At 61.4% G+C, this 18139-nt stretch carries 20 protein-coding genes and 1 tRNA gene; 9 read left to right on the forward strand and 12 right to left on the reverse strand.

Annotated features, from left to right (window positions below):
- Nucleotides 1–51: 51 nt before the first annotated feature.
- The 7 genes from QJT82_RS42905 to QJT82_RS42935 form a co-directional block, all read right to left on the reverse strand.
- On the reverse strand, nucleotides 52–1977 hold the full coding sequence (locus tag QJT82_RS42905; RefSeq protein ID WP_281446704.1) for a hypothetical protein: 1926 nt from the start codon (nucleotides 1975–1977) through the stop codon (nucleotides 52–54).
- 135 nt (nucleotides 1978–2112) lie between these two features.
- The gene (locus QJT82_RS42910) at nucleotides 2113–2727 is read right to left on the reverse strand and encodes a DsrE family protein (RefSeq protein WP_028341568.1); all 615 of its coding nucleotides are present in this window, start codon (nucleotides 2725–2727) and stop codon (nucleotides 2113–2115) included.
- Nucleotides 2728–2764: 37 nt separating this feature from the next.
- Nucleotides 2765–3112, reverse strand: coding sequence for a hypothetical protein (locus QJT82_RS42915; protein WP_245288760.1), 348 nt, complete (start codon nucleotides 3110–3112; stop codon nucleotides 2765–2767).
- Between the two features lie 278 nt (nucleotides 3113–3390).
- The gene (locus QJT82_RS42920; protein WP_028341570.1) at nucleotides 3391–4395 is read right to left on the reverse strand and encodes a TAXI family TRAP transporter solute-binding subunit; all 1005 of its coding nucleotides are present in this window, start codon (nucleotides 4393–4395) and stop codon (nucleotides 3391–3393) included.
- 1254 nt (nucleotides 4396–5649) lie between these two features.
- A complete protein-coding gene (locus QJT82_RS42925; RefSeq protein ID WP_245288761.1) occupies nucleotides 5650–5904 on the reverse strand; it encodes a hypothetical protein in 255 nt (84 codons plus the stop codon).
- Nucleotides 5905–6116: 212 nt separating this feature from the next.
- The gene (locus QJT82_RS42930) at nucleotides 6117–6488 is read right to left on the reverse strand and encodes a hypothetical protein (RefSeq protein WP_028341572.1); all 372 of its coding nucleotides are present in this window, start codon (nucleotides 6486–6488) and stop codon (nucleotides 6117–6119) included.
- An 802-nt stretch (nucleotides 6489–7290) separates the two neighbouring features.
- A complete protein-coding gene (locus QJT82_RS42935; protein ID WP_028341573.1) occupies nucleotides 7291–7485 on the reverse strand; it encodes a hypothetical protein in 195 nt (64 codons plus the stop codon).
- Between the two features lie 186 nt (nucleotides 7486–7671).
- On the opposite strand from QJT82_RS42935, the gene QJT82_RS42940 reads away from it, so the two are divergent.
- The 7 genes from QJT82_RS42940 to QJT82_RS42975 all read left to right on the forward strand — a co-directional run bounded on the left by QJT82_RS42940 (nucleotide 7672) and on the right by QJT82_RS42975 (nucleotide 10735).
- On the forward strand, nucleotides 7672–7917 hold the full coding sequence (locus tag QJT82_RS42940) for a hypothetical protein (protein WP_028341574.1): 246 nt from the start codon (nucleotides 7672–7674) through the stop codon (nucleotides 7915–7917).
- Nucleotides 7918–8259: 342 nt separating this feature from the next.
- The gene (locus QJT82_RS42945) at nucleotides 8260–8526 is read left to right on the forward strand and encodes a hypothetical protein (protein ID WP_018273180.1); all 267 of its coding nucleotides are present in this window, start codon (nucleotides 8260–8262) and stop codon (nucleotides 8524–8526) included.
- Nucleotides 8519–8815, forward strand: a complete 297-nt coding sequence (locus QJT82_RS42950) for a hypothetical protein (protein ID WP_028341575.1) — start codon at nucleotides 8519–8521, stop codon at nucleotides 8813–8815. Before QJT82_RS42945 ends, QJT82_RS42950 begins: the two co-directional genes overlap by 8 nt.
- A gap of 40 nt (nucleotides 8816–8855) precedes the next feature.
- Nucleotides 8856–9137, forward strand: a complete 282-nt coding sequence (locus tag QJT82_RS42955; RefSeq protein ID WP_028341576.1) for a DUF1488 family protein — start codon at nucleotides 8856–8858, stop codon at nucleotides 9135–9137.
- Nucleotides 9138–9180: 43 nt separating this feature from the next.
- On the forward strand, nucleotides 9181–9381 hold the full coding sequence (locus QJT82_RS42960) for a hypothetical protein (protein ID WP_028341577.1): 201 nt from the start codon (nucleotides 9181–9183) through the stop codon (nucleotides 9379–9381).
- Between the two features lie 383 nt (nucleotides 9382–9764).
- A complete protein-coding gene (locus QJT82_RS42970; protein ID WP_028341578.1) occupies nucleotides 9765–9992 on the forward strand; it encodes a hypothetical protein in 228 nt (75 codons plus the stop codon).
- A 608-nt stretch (nucleotides 9993–10600) separates the two neighbouring features.
- Nucleotides 10601–10735: a hypothetical protein gene (locus tag QJT82_RS42975; protein WP_259245075.1), complete on the forward strand. Its 135-nt coding sequence runs from the start codon at nucleotides 10601–10603 to the stop codon at nucleotides 10733–10735.
- A 775-nt stretch (nucleotides 10736–11510) separates the two neighbouring features.
- Here the strand turns inward: QJT82_RS42975 and QJT82_RS42980 are convergent.
- Nucleotides 11511–11600: transfer RNA gene (locus tag QJT82_RS42980), tRNA-Ser, on the reverse strand.
- 708 nt (nucleotides 11601–12308) lie between these two features.
- On the opposite strand from QJT82_RS42980, the gene QJT82_RS42985 reads away from it, so the two are divergent.
- Nucleotides 12309–12461 (forward strand): hypothetical protein, encoded by a 153-nt coding sequence (locus QJT82_RS42985; protein WP_155258562.1) that lies wholly within the window; start codon nucleotides 12309–12311, stop codon nucleotides 12459–12461.
- 7 nt (nucleotides 12462–12468) lie between these two features.
- Here QJT82_RS42985 and QJT82_RS42990 read toward each other — a convergent pair whose 3' ends face one another.
- From QJT82_RS42990 to QJT82_RS43005, 4 genes are all read right to left on the reverse strand, one after another.
- Nucleotides 12469–12645, reverse strand: a complete 177-nt coding sequence (locus tag QJT82_RS42990; RefSeq protein ID WP_155258563.1) for a hypothetical protein — start codon at nucleotides 12643–12645, stop codon at nucleotides 12469–12471.
- Nucleotides 12646–13443: 798 nt separating this feature from the next.
- Nucleotides 13444–14895, reverse strand: a complete 1452-nt coding sequence (locus QJT82_RS42995) for a trehalose-6-phosphate synthase (protein ID WP_259245074.1) — start codon at nucleotides 14893–14895, stop codon at nucleotides 13444–13446.
- Nucleotides 14896–15097: 202 nt separating this feature from the next.
- Nucleotides 15098–15907, reverse strand: a complete 810-nt coding sequence (otsB, locus tag QJT82_RS43000; RefSeq protein ID WP_155258566.1) for a trehalose-phosphatase — start codon at nucleotides 15905–15907, stop codon at nucleotides 15098–15100.
- A gap of 27 nt (nucleotides 15908–15934) precedes the next feature.
- A complete protein-coding gene (locus tag QJT82_RS43005) occupies nucleotides 15935–17422 on the reverse strand; it encodes an MFS transporter (RefSeq protein WP_028341581.1) in 1488 nt (495 codons plus the stop codon).
- 184 nt (nucleotides 17423–17606) lie between these two features.
- Between QJT82_RS43005 and QJT82_RS43010 the strand changes: the two genes are divergently transcribed.
- Nucleotides 17607–17975, forward strand: coding sequence for a DUF3175 domain-containing protein (locus QJT82_RS43010; protein WP_080686788.1), 369 nt, complete (start codon nucleotides 17607–17609; stop codon nucleotides 17973–17975).
- Nucleotides 17976–18139 lie beyond the last annotated feature (164 nt).

The raw sequence follows: 18139 nt of genomic DNA on the forward strand, positions 1-18139 counted from the left end.
CGTAGCCATGTCGTTCTGTGAGCCAAGGAGTTGCCAGACATATTTGTCTTCCTAAGACCGCTTGGCCTCCGACTTGCTCTTCTCCGCCGTCTTCAGCCGGGACGCTTCCTCGTCTGCTTTCGTCACCAGGGCCGTCTTGGTCGCGACATCGCGCCGCGCTGCCGCGAGATCCTGCTCCAGCCGGTCGGCCCGCGCCGCTTGCAGTGAGTTCTGCAACTCCGCCGCACCGCTTTCCCTTTCCCGCTTCAGTCGGGCGGTTTCCTCGCTAGCTTTCGCCGCCAGCGCGGTCTGCGTCTCGACATCGCTGCGAGCAGCCGCAAGATCCTGCTCCAGCCGCACGAGTCGCTCTCGTTCGTCCGGTGTGGATTTGTGAACCGAAGCTGCGCCGCTCTCAGCCGCCTGCCTGAGCTCCGCCGCTTCTTCACCGGCTTTGCGTGCCTGCGCCTCGAAGGCGTAGATCGTGCTTCGCGTCTGGGAAAGCTCCTGTGCCAGCGCGTCGGCCTTGGCACGCGATTCCCGCAGCTCGGCGGCCCCGGCCTCCACCGTCCGCTTCTGCCGCAGGGCTTCATCGGCCGCCTTTGCGGCCAGCACGGTCTGGGCCTCGACACCACGCCGCGCGATCGCGAGATCCTGCTCCAGCCTTGCGGACCGCTCTCGCTCCTTTTGCAGGGAGCTCTGCGATTCGGCCGCTCCGCTTTCGCTGTCCTGTTTCAGTCGGGAAACTTCCTCACCTGCTTTAGTCGCCAGCGCGGCCTGGGTCTCGACCTTGCTGCGGGCAGCCGCAAGATCCCGCTCCAGCCGCGCGAACCGCTCACCTTCGTCGGGTGTGAATTTGCTGACCGAAGCCGTGCAGCTTGCAACCGCCTGCCTGAGCTCCGTCGCTTCGTCTCCGGATTTGCGGGCTTGGGCTTCGTATGCATAGATCGAGCTCCGCGACAGGGAGAGGTCCTGCGCCAGCGCCTCGGCTCGTTCGCGTGATTGCCTGAGCTCGGCAGCTCCGACGTCCGCTGCCTGCTTCTGCCGCTGAGCTTCTTGCTTTGTCGTTGTCGCCAACGCCATCTGGGTCTCGACATCGCGCCGCGCTGCCGCCAAATCCTGCTCCAGCTGCGCGCTCCGCTCGCGCTCCCGTTGCAGGGACGACTGCAGCTCCGTAGCGCCGCCTTCACGCATCCCTTTCAGCCGGGAAACCTCCTCGCCTGCCTTTGCCGCCAGCGCAGTCTCGGTCTCGACGTTGCGGCGCGATGCCTCGAGATCCTGCTCGAGCCGCGCGGACCGCTCGCGCTCCCGTTGCAGATCCGCCACGCCGCCTTCCGCCGCTGCTTTCAGCCGAGACACTTCCTCACCCGCCCTTGTCGCCAGCACGGTCTGGGTTTCGACATCACGCCGCGCTGCCGCCAGATCCCGCTCCAGGTGCTCCGCCCGCTCACGCGTCTCTTGCAGGGAGTTCAGCAACTCCGCGCCGCCCTGCGCGGCCTGCTTCTCTTCGGCCGCCTTGTCCGTCAACGCGGCCCGGGCCTCGATATCGCGGCGCGCCGCGGCGAGACTCTGCTCCAGCGACTCGGCCCGATAGCGCTCCTGCTCGAGACGTTGCAGCAACTCGATGTCACGTCTGGCATTCGTCAGTTCACAGGAGAGCGACTCCGCCCAGTTGTATTCCCGTTTCGAAGCCTGCCCCGTGTCGCCGACTGTCGCTTGGGCAAGCTGCACCGGTCTGTCGTTGCCGGCTCGACCCGGCGGCAAGGCTTCGGGAGCGCCGTTCCTTGCCGCTTCGATGAAACCGGGACTACGGGTAGCCGCCGAATGCTGCGGTTGCGTCGATGGGCGGGCCGGATCCGGGGACGCCCGTGTTTCCGTCGTGCACGCCATTGCGAGCACGGCAGCAGTCGTCCACAACAGCGCGGACCGTCCCGCCTTGGGCAGCAGCCGGCGCGACGAATCTGCGATGTCGCGGCCGGCAACTGCCTTGTCCCTGAGCATAACCGGACCCATCCGCAATCACCTGCCGCACGGCGACACGATCTGTTGAGGTGCGGTATTATGCGCCGTACCGCAGCGCGAAGCCTACAGCCCGCATGGAGGACCCCACCCACCCCTTTCGGGTTAGGCCACAGGTCACGGCTTCACATAGGACCAGCCCTTCTCCTGCAGTTCCATCACGCGCACGACGCCTGACTTCACCACCTCCGCCTGGCGAACGATCGGGATGTCCTTGTTCTCGGCCTTGTGCATTTTTTCCTGGGTATTGCCGCAGGCCTTGAACGAGACCTCCGGCGTGCTCAGCGCCATTTCCTCGAGACGGGCTTTCACCGGCGACGTGTCGTCGCGCAGCATGTGCAGGCCAGGCCCGAAGGTGACCACCTCGATCTTCACCTTCTCGCCGAGATCCTTGTAGTATTGCGCAACGTTGACTGCGTTGTTGAGCGCGAGATTCATGGCTGCGGGATCGTTCGTGTTCACCTGCAGGATCAGGTTGTGCGACTTGGTGTTGGATGGAAGCCGGGCGTTGGCGTTGAGAGGAGACCGTTCCCCCTTGTGGGTGGTCGCCTTGCGCGAGACATGAACCCTTTGGACCTTTTCTGAAACGTGCCGATAGTCCGCGGTGGGGTTCGTTGTTGTCGGTGTCCAATACCGTCCGCCGCCTTGCTCCGCCGCAGCGTATGAAGTGGACAGCAACACCGTTGCGGCTCCGATCATGGTTACCTTCGCAATTTGCTGAAACACGCGCATGGATGCCTCTCCTGTTAAAGACACGTCATTCAAATCTCTAACCGTTGGGTTTTGCGGTCGGTTGTGGCCACCTGCACGCAGCGGTGATCTTCGCGCGCACCACATCCATCCCGCCCAACGGGAACACCGCATCCAGCGCCGGTCCGGTACGGGGTGCGAGGTGAATATTGAGACCTCCGCCGTCCGGAAGGGACTGCAGCAAGCGAATCACGTCGCCACCGAACGCAACGCCGGTCCCGGACGCAGGCACAGCTGCCGCGGCCTGCTGCGGCGGACCGTCGTTGATACGGTAGGAAATCGCATATCCATCGCCGCGACCGGACACGCGGGATCCGGCGACGATCAGTTCGCTCCGCCCGCCATGGCAGCGAATCGAAAGCGTCATTACGCTTTCGCCGGCACCGTCGCGCGATGACGTTGTGGCGGTGGCGACCGGTGAATAGTCGAGCGGTGAAGTGGTCAGGCTGACGACCCAGCTGCTACCTTGGTTCGCCTGGGGCGGCGCTGACGCCCGCGGTGTCTTCTCGGAGCACTCCGGCCGTTCGGAGCGCTCCTTGGCGGAGCAATCGCGGAGCTGAGCGATCTGACGAAATCCTGCCGCCTGCGCCGAAGCAATACCGCTTGCGAGCAAAACTCCAGCCACCGCGCAGGTCGCCGCGCGTCTCATTGCGATGGATTTGCGGCGGTGCGCGGCCCGCGATCGAGCCACGCCTGCGCCGCGGGGAAGCGCGTCAGGCCGGGAACGGTCGCGGCGAGATTGATCGTCTTCCACTTTTGGTCGAAGCCCGGCTGCTGCAGCTTGTCGATCCGCGAGAACAGATACTCCACGAAGCGCGCGAGGCGCTCATAGCGGTTCGATTTGGCCGGAAAGTTGAAAGCCACCAGAGCGGTCGGCACTGCGATTGTCGTGACGCGCTCGCCCTGCTTGATGAGATTGGGATACTCCGTGGCCTCGAGCGAGGCGGGAAGATAAAAGTCTTCGAACCTCCTGTCATAGGGAACAGGCAGGAACTTGAACCCCGGCTCCCAGCGGCCGCGCACGAAAGCATCCACCGGCTTCGAGGTGATGAAGACGACCGCGGCCATCTCGCCCTTGCGCATCTGCTCGAGCGCGACCTGATGAGGAATGAAGGTTTTTTCCACATCGAGGCCAAGGCGGCTGAAGATCAGCGGCCCCGAATAGGCCGCCGCAGTACCCAGATTATTGAAGTTCACCTTCTTGCCGGCGAGATCGCTCAGGCTTTGGATCTCGGGACGAACGAAGATATGCAGTTCGGACGGAAACAGGTTCAGCACGAACGCCAGCCGTTGCTGGATATCCGGCACCTGGCTTCTGTATTCCTCGAGCACGTCGGAATTGATGATGGCGGCATCGATGCCGCGCAAATACAGCAGTGAGTTCACATTCTCCGTCGGCCCGCGCGTCACGACCGGCAACACATGCAGCTTGTCGCCATCGTCTACGACGCGGGCGATTTCGGCCGCGAGACGAATGGGCGCGCCCTCGAGCAGGCCCCCGGCGAGGCCGACCGTCCAGGCATTCATCGTCACCTGCGGCTTTTGCGGCGGCGGCTCGCGTCGCAATTGACGCGCTGCAGCAGGTTGCGCCTGTGCATCCACGTTGGACATCGGAACGGTCGCGAGCAGCGGAATCAGCAGCGCCAGCATGCGCAACGGATGCAATTCACTTTTTGCGGTCTGTCCCATGGGATCTCCGCCCTCGCCGATCGGTCATTTTGTCGTAGTTTCATGCAGTTCATCGGCGCGCGCCATTTCTCCGCATGGGGGAGCCCCCTACCCCTTCCGGATTATCCACTGTGCCTGCCCCCACGCCGCAGCAGCGAGGGATCACAGGGTGGAACATCACCGGCACCATACTGACGGCAGGCGCCGGAAACCCTGCCTGACCGTCGGCGAGGTTGCGGGTTTCCTCATTCAGCGCGCAAGGCCAGCACCGCGACGTCGGCTTGCGACAAGCGTGACGGCAGATTCGCGGCGTCGACACGCGATCGGGACCGCTTCAATGGTGGCGCCTTGGTACGTTTGGCGATCTCACGGCCGATGCTTCCGAACCCGACGATCAGCCAACGCGTCTGCGCGATTTAGCGAAATCCCGCCGTTCCCACTGATGCGCCTGCTGATGGGCTGCTTGTTCGGCGATGGGATGCAAGTGACTGAGCGTATGGATGGTCCCGTATTCGGCCATCGCCGGCGCCGAGGCGCTGGAGCTCGTCACGGTGAGGCCCGGACGGACCAAAAACAGCAACGGCAGGAAGAACCCGGCTGCCGGTATCATCAGAAACGCGCAAAAGCCGCGCCATCGTGATCCGGCTGTTGCACGCTCCGTGATACGGCGAACGAGTGGCGTTGTTCCGAGACATTTCAGCAGCCGCGGCAGATATTCTTTATCTTGGCAGCTGTCCGAGCTTCTTCTACTGCAAACGGGTCCTTGTATGGAGGCCGCCCGGCGTCGCTTTCAACGATTGCGGGCTTTTCCAATTTCGGAGGATAGGCTGCGTCGTAGCAGGCCAGGCGTGCGGTCGCGCCTCCGATGGCGCGACAGTCCGGCCCCTTAGCGATGGCGCTTTGCACGCACGTAGACAAAACTATTACGGCAATAATGCTTCGCATCGAATTTCCTTTGCGCATATGGTCGCTTGACGCACGGATATGAAACCAAAATCTGCTTCCAGGAAGGCCACGTCGACCCGACACCTCGCAAGAAGAGCCAACGGGCATCATGCTACTTGTACTGTTGCAGGCTCCTGCATTGATCGCTGCGTCACCATCTCGCTAAAATCGAGTTAGCTGCCATGCTCCGATCTTTCGGCTCGGCGCCGCCGCAATTGTCCTGATCTTTGTCGACTCAGTAGAGAGCCCGCCAGTCTTCATTGCCGAAGAAGCAATGACGCAAAACAGATATCAAGGCATCGAATCGAATTCAGCAGGCACCCTACCTGCTCGAAAGAACACAGTCGGCTGGTCGTCGTAATCACCCGTCTCGGGATCCGAGCTTGTCGAGAAGGCAACGACGCCTGCCTTACTCATGGCAAGCCTTTCGGCAGTTCGACGCGCACTTTCCTCGCTCCGGCACGCAATTGGCGTACCGGCCTTTAACTGATCGCCTTTCGCAGGGTCAAAGGATTGAACGAGAAAATGCGTCTGGCGCGGCATCATGACCGCTTTTCAGCACTGTGGTCCGACCAGCTACGCATTTCTTGATGCGTCGTTTCGGTCCGACCAATTGAGCTCCGATTGAGGGCACCTACGCCGCCCCCGGCGCCTCCGCTTCGTTGGCGCGCAGAATCGAGCCGGCGTTATCCCGACCCCATGAAGCGCGAACGGCAATCTCGGAGCGCGTGATCCTTCCCGGCTTGCTTGTACGCTCGTCAACTCTTTGTTGCTGCGTTTGCGAGCTCCGTTTCGATCCCGGTGGCACAAGCCTTGGCAAACGAGTAATCCATGCTCGTGGATGCCACATTCTTCACGAATTCTCTGACGACGTTCTCTTTAGAGTAAATGCTTGCCGCCTTGAATTTGGCGAGAGCGCCGTCCGCGGCTGTGAACTGAGCGACGCAAATCGGTACCAGAACGGACATCCGGCCGCTGGTCTCCGCTGTGGTGCGCATGATTCTGGCGCCTTCCTCCGTGACCCAACCGCCCCAGATAAATCCAATCGCCATGGTTGCCACCGCGCCGAACGCGATCCCTTGAAGGAAGCGGGTCCGTGCCTCGCCTTGCAGGATTGCAGGAATTTTCATGAAGGTCGCCTTTCTTGAGCGCGCGCAGAGACGCGCCCGCGACGCTGACGCTCCGTGACAAACACAATGTTATGATTGCGCCTTCCGATGGCACGTGAGCTGCTGCTACGACGACTGGCGGCGACTTCGGAAGTCGCTGCTTCATGGGCAGCTTCGAGGTGAGCAATTTGCCAACCCGTATTCGGACGCTATATGGCTAGCTTGATGGTGTAAAGGGCGTTCTGTTCTGCGGCGGACTGCGCACGCAGATTGTCACTCGTGACAAAAACGCTACTGGTAGCGTTCTGCGTACGAACGGCGCGCCATGATTTCCTTGGGGTGGTCCTTCACGCTGCGACCGGCGTGACTTGAAACTGCGCAAGCGTTAATCGAACGTCGCATAATTCTGGGGCGAACTGCCGGAGAGGGATTGCGACGGTTGGCTACTTCCACTGCCTATCGGATAAGATCCTCGACGATTGGCCCCGCTTTGCGACGCACGATGTGGCATGGCCCGTCACCGTCGGTCAGCGACGGCCATCCCGACGAAATCCTCCTCGGCAGCGTGCAATTCGCGAGGAATGGTCATGGCCGCTTGTCGTTCTTTCGCGGGAGTGACGTCACGGTATTAACACCTGACATTTCGAGCACTGAAAGCTGCTGGTCTCCGGATCGATGCAGGCAAAGCCGACGGGCACATGGTCGGCGCGGGTAGCGGTGTCCCCCCTCACATAGGCGTAGCCGTCCGCCTGTGAGAGCCGTGCCACGTCCAGCCTCCCACAACGTGGACACTCAATATCTACGGTCCATTCGTCGCGCGTGGTCATTCGCGGCTTTTGGGGACAGAACCACGCGACCCCAACTCATCGGCCTGGCCAGAATCAATGAATTCCTGAGCCTGCGCCTTGGTGGCGAAGGTGATGAGTCCATTGCCGACTACACCACCCTCGAGGAGTTCGGCCACTGCGTAGTTGCCGCCAATGGAGGGGCAAGTCGTCCAACCGATGCGGTTCTTCATTCGTCGAGTATGCGCCGCGGCCGGTCAACATGCCAGACCGAACCTCACCACAATCGAACTGACATCGTCTAAGATTGAGGAATGCTTGGAAGTCGGCTAGCTTGGCAACCATCACCAGATCCGATCTGGGCATTTTCCGGTGACAGAGAGACGCTACAGCGCTCCCGCCTATTCGGGAGCAATCGCATGCGTAGGCACTTTTTCGATCAGCGCGAAGGTGATGAGATGATCCCCGACGAACAGGGGATAGATCTCGTTTCACTGGAGGCTATGCAACACGAAGCAACCTTCGCGCTGGCACACTTGGCCAAGGATGAAGCTCGACGCTGCATTATCGATGCTCCTGCACGCCGTCTTGCAATCAACGTTCGCGACGAAGATGGACCGGTCTTACGGGCGACGTTCACCTTCGAGATTAGACGTTTCCAGTGAGGCCCCATATCCCCCTCTCGCTCGGCGCGAGAGGTCGACCACCGCCCGATGTGGCTGCACAATAGAGCCCTCACAGTAGTCAAAAGCAGCAAAAAACAGTGGGGCGACGCTCCTCGTGTTTGGCGGGAGCGCACTTAACTCTCAGTGACCGATGGATGCCGACGAATGGGCGGTTATGGGGCATCATGACGCGTCCGCCGGGGGAATAGCGAGCGCTTGAGGCGTCCCGGCCGCGCGACATCGGACCGCGAGAAAGCGGTAGCTAATGCCGTCGAAAGAGCGCATGGTTGCTTATGGGCGAGCCGACACGGGCGCCCGAGCGTTGGCAAAAGGCGGGCGTACATGAAAACTCGCTCGCGACGGGAAGTAGTCACCTTCAAGCATTCGTTCCAGATCAGGGGCATCGATCACCCCCTGCCCGCCGGACGCTACGAAGTCATCACAGACGAGGAGATGATCGAAGGGCTTTCCTTCGCGTCTTATCGCCGCGTTGCGACCATGATGATCGTGCCGGCAGCCTCGCACGGCGCCAGGATGGAGATGTTTTCCATCGGTCCGGTCGACCTGGCGGATGCACAACGGATCGACGCGAGCATGCCAGATGAGTGACGAACCGCTCGATCTGGATAAACATCGTGGGATTGCAGCGCAGAAAGCGACGGAAATCCGCCGCGCAACGACGGATGTCGAGAGTCGTGCGCGGGAGCTGCGCGAACGGCAAAGCGTGCTGGAAAACGGACTAATGTCGGTCGCTGCGACCTCATGGCCGGAAGCGGCCGCCAAGGCACGGTACGTGCTGAACATCTACGCTGCGAGCCTGTCGCCTGACGACACAAGGCATCGCGATCTCGTCGCGGCGATTCTGGCGGATTTTGTCCGGCTCGATGGGCAGGGCTGAAGCTGTGCCGGCTTCAGCCAACGGCAACGGGTTTAGTCGCATGGCACTTGAACAAGCTTGTTTCACCAGTTTCGAATACGACCGCATGATCGTCCAGTTCTCGATGCGCGACGGCGCGAAGGTCGTCCCCTGTGCGATCTCGACCTCCGCGATGGATGAGCTAGAAGGGGCAGGACGCGCACCATCGAGCGAGCGCGAAGCGCAGTTCATGCGACTGCGAGAGCGCATTGAAGCCCGCGCCACCGTCAAATACATGGCGGGCGAGTTCGAAGGTGTGCCCGCCGGCATCATCCTAAGAAGCATCGACTTCAGGAAGCAGTAAGAGTCGCGGGCCACCGAGGTCGCGAAAACAAGGGAGACCACGCTTGAAGGGCGACATAGTCAACAGTGATGGCGTACACGTCGCCGTGGTGATCGATACCGCTATTTTCGACCTTAAGGGCCGGAAGCTTTACGATCTGAAGGGCAGCAGGATTTATCGGCTCTCGGGTGAACTGGTGGGTCACCTCAACGAAACCGGCGGCTCCTTAAGACGGCTCGACAAGTCGACAGACAGTTTGTTCTAGCAATTTCCGTATGGGAGGCGTCGTCGCAGGAACCGGAATGACACCAGGACGTTTGACGAAGGCGGCGAAAGATCGTGAATCGTAAGGCCGCCGCCAGCGACGGACGAACACACCGAGACCTAAGCCGAAGTCGTGTCTCCCGAGACTGTCTCATAATTTAGGGAGGATCGAGTGCCAGGGATGATTAGAGACCGAGGCTTCGGACGCCAGGGCTCTACCGCCGCGGCGCGAGAAGCCAACAAGATATTCCGAAAAGTGGAGGCCGCGCCGAGCGAGCGTGCCAAAGCCGACAAAGCGTTCCAGGCCAACCGCGAGCGTCTCAAAGCCGAGCGATTGGCGCGAGAATCCGAGCTTCCCGTCAAACCGCCAACAAGGCCCGCTAAATGACGTCGCATCATCGCGAAGCGAGGCAGGCGATCGTTCGCGAATGGAACCACTGGATCGGGACGCAGCCGCTTGATGGAAAAGCCTGCGCACGCGACGCGCGGCGGTTTTTCCTCGAGATCAAAGCCAGGCGCGAGCCAACATTACTGGATTTTCGGTCGGGCGCCGATGACAAATGGCAGATCGTCCATCAATGGCTCATGGCGGAGCGGCTGATATCAAACTAAGACACCGCTTTCTTTGCTGTACTCTTGCTAGGCGTAGCGACAGAGCTCCACGAATACAAGACTTTCACGGCGGCAGCACAACGGGATGAAATCCGCACTGCTCGATCAGGACTATACGACGCCGCGTTTGCTCCAAGTTTTCGCTGCGCACTGACTTTAGCATCGCGACCGTCGCACGCGTTTTAGTGCTCGCTATTGGCCAGCCACAGGCGTAGGGTGGCTGGTATCACCGTATCATCAACGGCATCGACCGGTGACTGAGGGTCACGTGCGCTCCCGCCAATGGACTAGCAGGAGCGTTCGATGACGCGTTTTCGTGCCTCGGAATGGATCGTTCCGCCGGTAATCGTGCCGCTGTTTCTTCTGCTTCTCGTATGTGCTGCGGCCATCCTCAACGGCTAGCACGGCTCCCTTCGCCTGCTTGGTGACAGGGAGAACCTATCACGGCAAACGCCACTTTCGACGCAGTCGCGGCAAGACCGTTGTGATGCGCCTTGCGCGAACTGGGCACGAGGGCAACGTGTGCGTCCGCATCGTTACGTCGCCCGCGACGCTTATTGCAGCCGAATGGGCTGGAAGAACTCAGACCCCAATTGGAGATAGACATCATGGCCAAGGGACAGCAACGCGGCAATCGCGAAGCCAAGAAACCGAAGAAGGAAAAAGCAAAGGTGATTGCAGCGGCGCCCAGCCGCAAAGAGGCAGGCTGGCAGCCGGACTTCGGTCCTGCAAAGAAGAAGTAAGCAGAGGTTGAAGCTTTAGCTTGATTGCTTCCAAGATCCCGAGCGAGTGGCGCTGGCAGTAGCTCATCAATTCCCTCTATCGGTCCTGGAAAGTCATTTTCGTCATCACGAGCGGCACAACGCCGTCAGGCGTTGAAGCGATCGCTGACGGCACTGAGCTTCTCCTTGATGCACATCGACGGCGGTACTGAGGACGACAGGCGCTTCCGCCTCCTAGCTGGAGACTCTCCATGTGCGAGAAGTGCATCGAACTCGACAAGAGAATCGAGCATTATCAAAAGCTCTCAAGCTGCGTAATCGACCAGACTGCGCAAGAGGGAATCCGCTTTCTTATTGCAAAGTACTGCGCGGACAAGAAGGCGATACATCCGGATCAGGGATGAAGCCGGCTTCAGCTGCCGACGAGGCAATGGCCGCTAGGCTGCATAGTTTTGCGACCAAAGGCTGACGGCCGAGCGATCGAAGAGTATCCGGCCGCCTCCACGATACCGTCTTAGCCGCTGCCGAAACCCCGAAGTTCGTGCCGCTTCCGACCCGGCGGCGTGTTGGCACATTAGAGATCGCAGCCCTCACCATGACGATCCCACGAAAGGTCGTCGTACAGGGAGGATTTCGCATGTACGACAACGCAAGTTGCTTGCCGAGGCATGTAAAGGTTCGCGAAATGCGCTCGGAGAAGCGAAGGCCTACGGCGCTGGCGCAAAGCGCTTGCAAAGGTGGCGTTCCGCCGCCATTGAGGGCTCGAAATCGTAGTTTGGCGTGCCAAATCGCGCGATGGCGGAGAGAGTGGGATTCGAACCCACGGTACGGTTTCCCGCACACACGCTTTCCAAGCGTGCGCCTTAAGCCACTCGGCCATCTCTCCGGGAGGCCCTCTCTTGAAGGGCTGAGGCGGATTTTGCAAGGGAGCGCGGGCCGGGCGCGCGAAATTTCCACAACATATTGAAAACATTGGGTAAATTGATAGCGATGGCGGCCGCGCGCCGTCGCCTTGCGCGCGGCCGCGCGCGATTTTGGCCGGCGGTCGGTCAGGGAGCGGCGCAAATCAATGGATGCATCCGATCAGCCCGCCTCTTCGTCATTCCGGAGGCTCGCCGCAGGCGCGAGCCCGGAATCTATTGGGCCGCATCGCTCCTGGAAGAACGGATGCCGGATTCTCGCTTTCGCGAGCCCCGTCGCGGGAACGCGAAGTTATGACCACTGGCCGCGGGTGCTGTCCGTATTTAAGCCCCCGTGTCCTAAGTTGATTTTCGGAGTGTCCTAATTCGGATTAAGCGAACGGAAACGGTAGCTTGGCCGATGTTCTCGGTAGGATTACTGAGTCGCGCGGCGGATGTTCTACCCATAGCAATCGTTATGGTCCGCCAACTGTTCTTCCTCCACAGAGGAGAAGTGTTACCGGGGTTCTCCGTGGGTGAACGGAGTTCCAGTCACCCCCTTGCTGCCCGGGCGAACTCTACAGGAACGCATCCAATGCCGCCCCTGTTATCTCCGTATCACCGGCAAATACACCGCGCGTCGGTGACAGAGAGACCAGTTTGCGCTCCCGCCTTTCACGGATTGGGAGCGTGTCATGTGCGAAAAGTGTGTCGAACTGGACGGCAAGATCGAGCATTTAAAGGCGCTGTCCATGCATGTCACCGACGAGTTTACCTTGGCGGGGATGGCCCTTCTGACCAAACATTATGAAGATCAGAAGCGCGAATTGCACCCCGAACAGAAATAAGGCCGCCTCAGTTGGCGGCCTTATCCAAATCAATCTTCAACTCGACCGGTTCGGCCATATCGCCGTCGCCATCATAGATTTGCGAGACGTTCAACGTCCGGAACCAGCGCACCCGTTGTACAGCAGGCCAACCTTTTTCAACGGCGGGAATCTTCTTGAGAAGAGCGATCAGCAAAGGGTCCAAATCAAGTGACGTTTCCTCTCCATTGCCTCCGCCGGTGCCGCCAGTCCCGCCACTAAATGGCTTCTCAAAGAAGCCGGATCACCACGCCGCAGCCGTGAGCCTGAGCGTCGAATCGCTGCGACGTACGACGTGAATCCCGGTCGCGTGAATGAGGTGCTGAAAGGCTCTCGACATCGCGGCAGTCGAGAAGCGGCACTATCTCGCAAGTCAGCTTGAAGTACGAAGCCCGGCGCGAGCGGGCTTTTTCCTGGCCCAAAGAAACGACCCCAGCGAGGAGCACGCTGAGGCCGCAACATAGGCAAATGCCGCCCCGGTCGAAGCGTTCTAGTACGACCCATGACGCCGGAAGAGATGCGAGCGATGGCAGAGCAGTGTGATGAGGTGGCCTTGAAGCTACTCACTCCCGAGCGTGCAATTGTCAGGAACGTCGCAGACCAATGGCGTATGCTGGCGGACCAATCCGAGATGCTACGTAAAGAGTGGCAATCAATCAGGTCTTCCAGCTAGACCGTTTTCCTAGCGATACCCCAAGGAAACGGCCCCAGCGCGTTGGAACAAACGCTGAGGCCGCCTTACCGCGCCGCCTGTAGAAGATTGCAGATTATGACAGCCGCGTCCCTCAAATATGTTTCGCTGTCTGTCCTAATTCCGCTCTGCGAGTGTCCTAACTAGGACAGCACCTGGCCGCGCAACACACTCAGTGTCCTCCCTGCTCCCGTGCGCAATTGCGCATTAGGCAGGGACGACAGCACGGCGGATGGGCGAACTAACGCACCCATCCTGCATCGTCATGCTCGCTCAGTGATATCGCGCGGCAAAATCCGCCGTGCGGCGCGGCCACAGGGTTGGTGGCTCGGGCAGCGCCGCGTTTCCCGCACTGTGCGTATCCTGCAGCGCCTCGATGAAATCGGCGAACCATTGCTGGATGGTGCCGCTGTTGAGCTTCTCCATCATCGCTTCCCAGCGCATCCGCCGCTCGGTCAGCGGCATCGCGAGCGCCGTCGCCAAAGTGCGCGCCATGCCGTCGATATCGTGCGGATTGACCAGCAGCGCGGCGTCGAGCTCGTTCGCCGCTCCGGCGAATTTCGACAGCACCAGCACCCCGGGGTCCGCCGGGCTTTGCGCGGCGACATATTCCTTGGCGACCAGGTTCATGCCGTCCTGCAGCGGCGTCACGACGCCGACCTGCGCGGTGCGGTAAAGGCCTGCGAGCACGCCCTGGCCAAAGCCCTTGTTGAGGTAGCGGATCGGCGTCCAGTCGACCTCGCCATGCACGCCGTTGACGTCGGTGACGAGCTTCGCCACCTCGCTCTGCAGATTGCCGTAGGCTTCAATCGCGCCGCGCGAGGGCGTTGCGATCTGCAGCAGCGACACCGAACGCTTCAGGTTCGGATGCAGCGTCCACATCTTGTCGAACGCCTTGATGCGGTTGACGAGGCCCTTGGAATAGTCGAGCCGGTCGACGCCGATCGCGAGCTTCTCGCCGTTGAGGCTGCGCCGCAGCCGCGTCACGTCGGGATGCGTCATCGCCTTGGTCGCCTGCTGCGCGAACTTGCCGGGATCGATGCCGATCGGAAATACCGCGGCGCGGGTGCGGCCGAACGGCGAATTGATCACGCCGTCGCGCAGCTCGAAGTCGAGATCGTGCTGCACATAGCTCAGGAAGTTCTCGCAGTCCTCATCGGTCTGGAAGCCGATCAGGTCATAGGACAGCATCGCTTCGATCAGCTCGCGATGATTGGGCACGCCCGCGATCACCGCGCGCGCCGGCCATGGCGTGTGCAGGAAGAAGCCGATCGGCTGCGTGACGCCGAGATCGCGCAGCTCGGCGCCGAGCGCGAGGAAATGATAATCCTGGACCCAGAACACGGAATCCGGCTTGCGGAAGCGCAGTAACGCGCGCGCCATGAACGCGTTCACTTCGCGATAACTCATGTAGTCCTCGCGGGACGCACGAATCAGATCGGCGCGCGAATGCATCGCGGGCCACAGCGCCGAATTGGCAAAGCCTTCGTAATAGCCGCCATAGTGCGCGGCCGGCAGATCGAGCATCGCCAATGCGCCCGCCCCGAGCGCTTCGACCTCTGCGAAAGGTTCCTTCAGGTTCCCGTCGCGGACGCGTCCACTGGAACCAACCCATATTGCCCCTGTCTTTTCCACCACCGGCAATAATGCCGCTGCCAGCCCCCCCGTCATGGGTTCATTGGGTTTTCCGCGCGAGACGCGGTTCGATACGACGACGAGGTTCACCAGGTCCCCTCCTGTTGGTCAACTCGCGTATTAACAACCATTCATCAAGATGGTTCCTGATCAAGGAATCTCCCAATTGAAACCAAATTCTGGCGAACACGCACGGAACTCGCGGGAACTCGCGAAAAGAAAATTGCGCGCGAGGTTGACGCCACGACGCAAAAGCACCGTATTCGATTCGGCTGCGATGAATGCGTTTCGGTTAGGACAGGCTGACGTCCCTATCAACGTCGAGCAGATGCGCGAGGAATTCGCGCACATCGCTCGGTCCGTCGAAATGTCCGGCGACGCCGGTTGCGCGACGGCCGACGGAGAACGCGAGACCGTCGAAATCAGGCATGATCGCGAATACGGTCTCGTCGGTGACGTCGTCGCCGATGAAGAACGGACGCCGTCCCTTGAACGGCTCATGCGTCATCAGCTCGAGCACGCCGGTCGCCTTGGTGAAGCCGGAATGCTTGATCTCACAGACGCTCTTGCCCGGCAGCACCTCGATCGGCGCATTCGGCAGCTCGGCGCGGATCAGCGACACCGCTTCATAGATCGCCTTCTCCGCCTGCGGCGCCAGCCGATAGTGCAGCGCCAGCGAATAGCCCTTGTCCTCGAGCAGAATGCCGGGGCTGAGCTTTGCGATCGCGGCAAGACGGCGCTTCAACTCCTTGTCGAGCGGCGGCGCGTGTGCGGCGACCGCCTCGCTGTCCGGCTGCAGCCGCATCTCGGCGCCATGGCCGCCGATCGCAGGAAACACTTCCGGCGCGAAGATCAGGTCGATGTCATTGAGGGAGCGGCCGCTGACCAGCGCCAGCGCGCCGTGGGTGCGCTCATGCAGCTGCTTCAGCGTGGTCGACAGTTCCGGCGGCACCCAGACCTCACGCGGCGTCGGCGCGAAATCGAGCAGGGTGCCGTCGATGTCAAGCAGCACCGCGGCCTGGCGGAGCGGCGGAATCAGCGACGCCTGCGTCGGCACGCTGTCCGTCTTGGCGTCAGGGGCGATGTCATCATCCATGGGCATCTCGGCCACGTCATGCTTCGTCATAGTCTACTCCACACATGCCAGTGGTCGCGCGACAGATTCGAGCGATTTCCGTTCGGCCGCGACGGCATAGCGCCATGCGACCACTGCGGCGACCATCATGAGCGCCGACCCCAAGAGGTAGCCGGCGAAGACGCTGTTGCGCGATCCGGTGTCGATCAGCACGCCGAACAGCGCCGGCCCGATCACGCCGCCGATGCCGGTGCCGATCGCATAGAAGGCGGCGATCGCGAGCGCGCGGACCTCCAGCGGAAAGGTCTCGCTGACGGTGAGATAGGCGGCGCTCGCGGCCGGCGAGGCGAAGAAGAAGATCACCATCCAGGCGATGGTCTGGGTCTGCGCGCTGAGCACGCCGATCGAGAACAGATAGCCGGACAGCGCCAGCAGCACCCCCGAGACGCCATAGGTCAGCGCGATCATGGTGCGGCGGCCGAGCGTATCGAACAGGCGTCCGAGCAGCAGCGGCCCGAGGAAGTTGCCGGCGGCGAAGGGGAGGATGTACCAGCCGACATTGCTGGCGGCGACGCCGAAGAAGTCGGTCAGGATCAGCGCGAAGGTGAAGAAGATCGCGTTGTAGAAGAACGCCTGCGCGGCCATCAGCGTGAGCCCGACCAGCGAGCGCTGCCGGTAGGTGTAGAACAGCGTCACCGCGACCTCGCGCAGCGGCGTATGATCGCGCATCCGGAGCCTGATCTTCTCAAAGTCTGCGCTCGGCTGCTCGTGACCCAGCACGGAGGTCTCGATGTCGGCCACGATCTTGTGGGCCTCCTCGGGACGCCCGTGAATCATCAGCCAGCGCGGGCTCTCCGGAATCCACATCCGCATCAACAGCACGACGAGGCCGAGCACCGCGCCGGTGAAATAGGCGATCCGCCAGCCGTGATCGGGAGCAAGGAACGCAGGGTCGAGCAGGATGATGGCGCTCAGCGCACCGATCGCGGCACCGATCCAGAAGCTGCCGTTGATGACGAGATCGGTCCAGCCGCGATAGCGCGCCGGCACCAGTTCCTGGATGGTAGAATTGATCGCCGTATATTCGCCGCCGATGCCGGCACCGGTGAGAAAACGAAACAGCGCGTAGCTCGCGACATTCCACGACAGCGCGGTCGCGGCGGTCGCCGACAGATAAACCGCGAGCGTGATGAAGAACAGCTTCTTGCGCCCGATCCGGTCGGTGAGCCAGCCGAAACCCAGCGCGCCGAGCACGGCGCCGGCGAGGTACGCGCTGCTGGCAAGACCGACATCGGCGTTGGAGAAGCTCATCGTCGGGCTGTCCTTGAGCGCGCCCGATAATGCACCGGCGAGCGTCACTTCCAGCCCGTCGAGGATCCAGGTGATACCGAGCGCCAGCACGACGCGGGTATGAAAGCGGCTCCAGCTGAGATTGTCGAGCCGGACCGGAATCGAGGTCTCGATGATGCGGTCATCGTCCGGCGTGACCGGAGCCACGGCCTGTTGCGTCGCGGAGTTCAACTGTGTCGGCTGCAGTGTCATCAGAATCGACCAATGAGAAAAGCCCCGGAACGATCTGTTCCAAGGTTCACTCACCCGGAATTGCGGCAAACGGAGTGCCCGCCACGCGACGTCAACGCCGCAGGCCGGCAAGGGTTCCCGCAATGCGGCATAGGAACCGCGATTGCGGCGAACTGTTCTCGGCTCAAAAGACACGGAGGCATCGATGCCCGCACACAAGAAAGCAAAACGCAAGACGGCAAGGACATCACCGGCACGGTCTACGAGCACGACGCGTCGCAGGCGTGGCGCAAGCAAGAGGACGGCGAAGCACTGGTCGCAGCGGGTGACGAAAGAAAGCGACGCGCTCGATCTCAAGCACGGGGTGTTCAAGCAGACCAGCGCGAAGAAGATCGCATCATCGCTGAAGCAATCGGCCGAGCACAGCGCGCGTCGCAAGAGCGGCGCCTATCGTTCCGCGCTGTCGATGCTGACCTTCTATATCAACCGCGCCGGCAAGACGCTGCCGAAGACCGAGCGGTCACGGCTGGAGCGCGCCAAGGTCGAGTTGAAGCACCAGTTCGGACGGGACTGACGCTGTCGTCCTGGCGAAAGCCAGGACCCATACGCCGCGGCGCACGAAAAGGGCACGCGGCGAGTTGTGCTTACACCAACAAACTGCGTGGTTATGGGTCCCTGTGTCTTGGAAGTCTGTCAGGATGAGGGTGGGCGGGAAGCCGTTGGGTCCTTGGCGCTTGA

It is taken from the genome of Bradyrhizobium sp. Mp19, assembly GCF_029952935.1.
Lineage (GTDB): Bacteria > Pseudomonadota > Alphaproteobacteria > Rhizobiales > Xanthobacteraceae > Bradyrhizobium > Bradyrhizobium elkanii.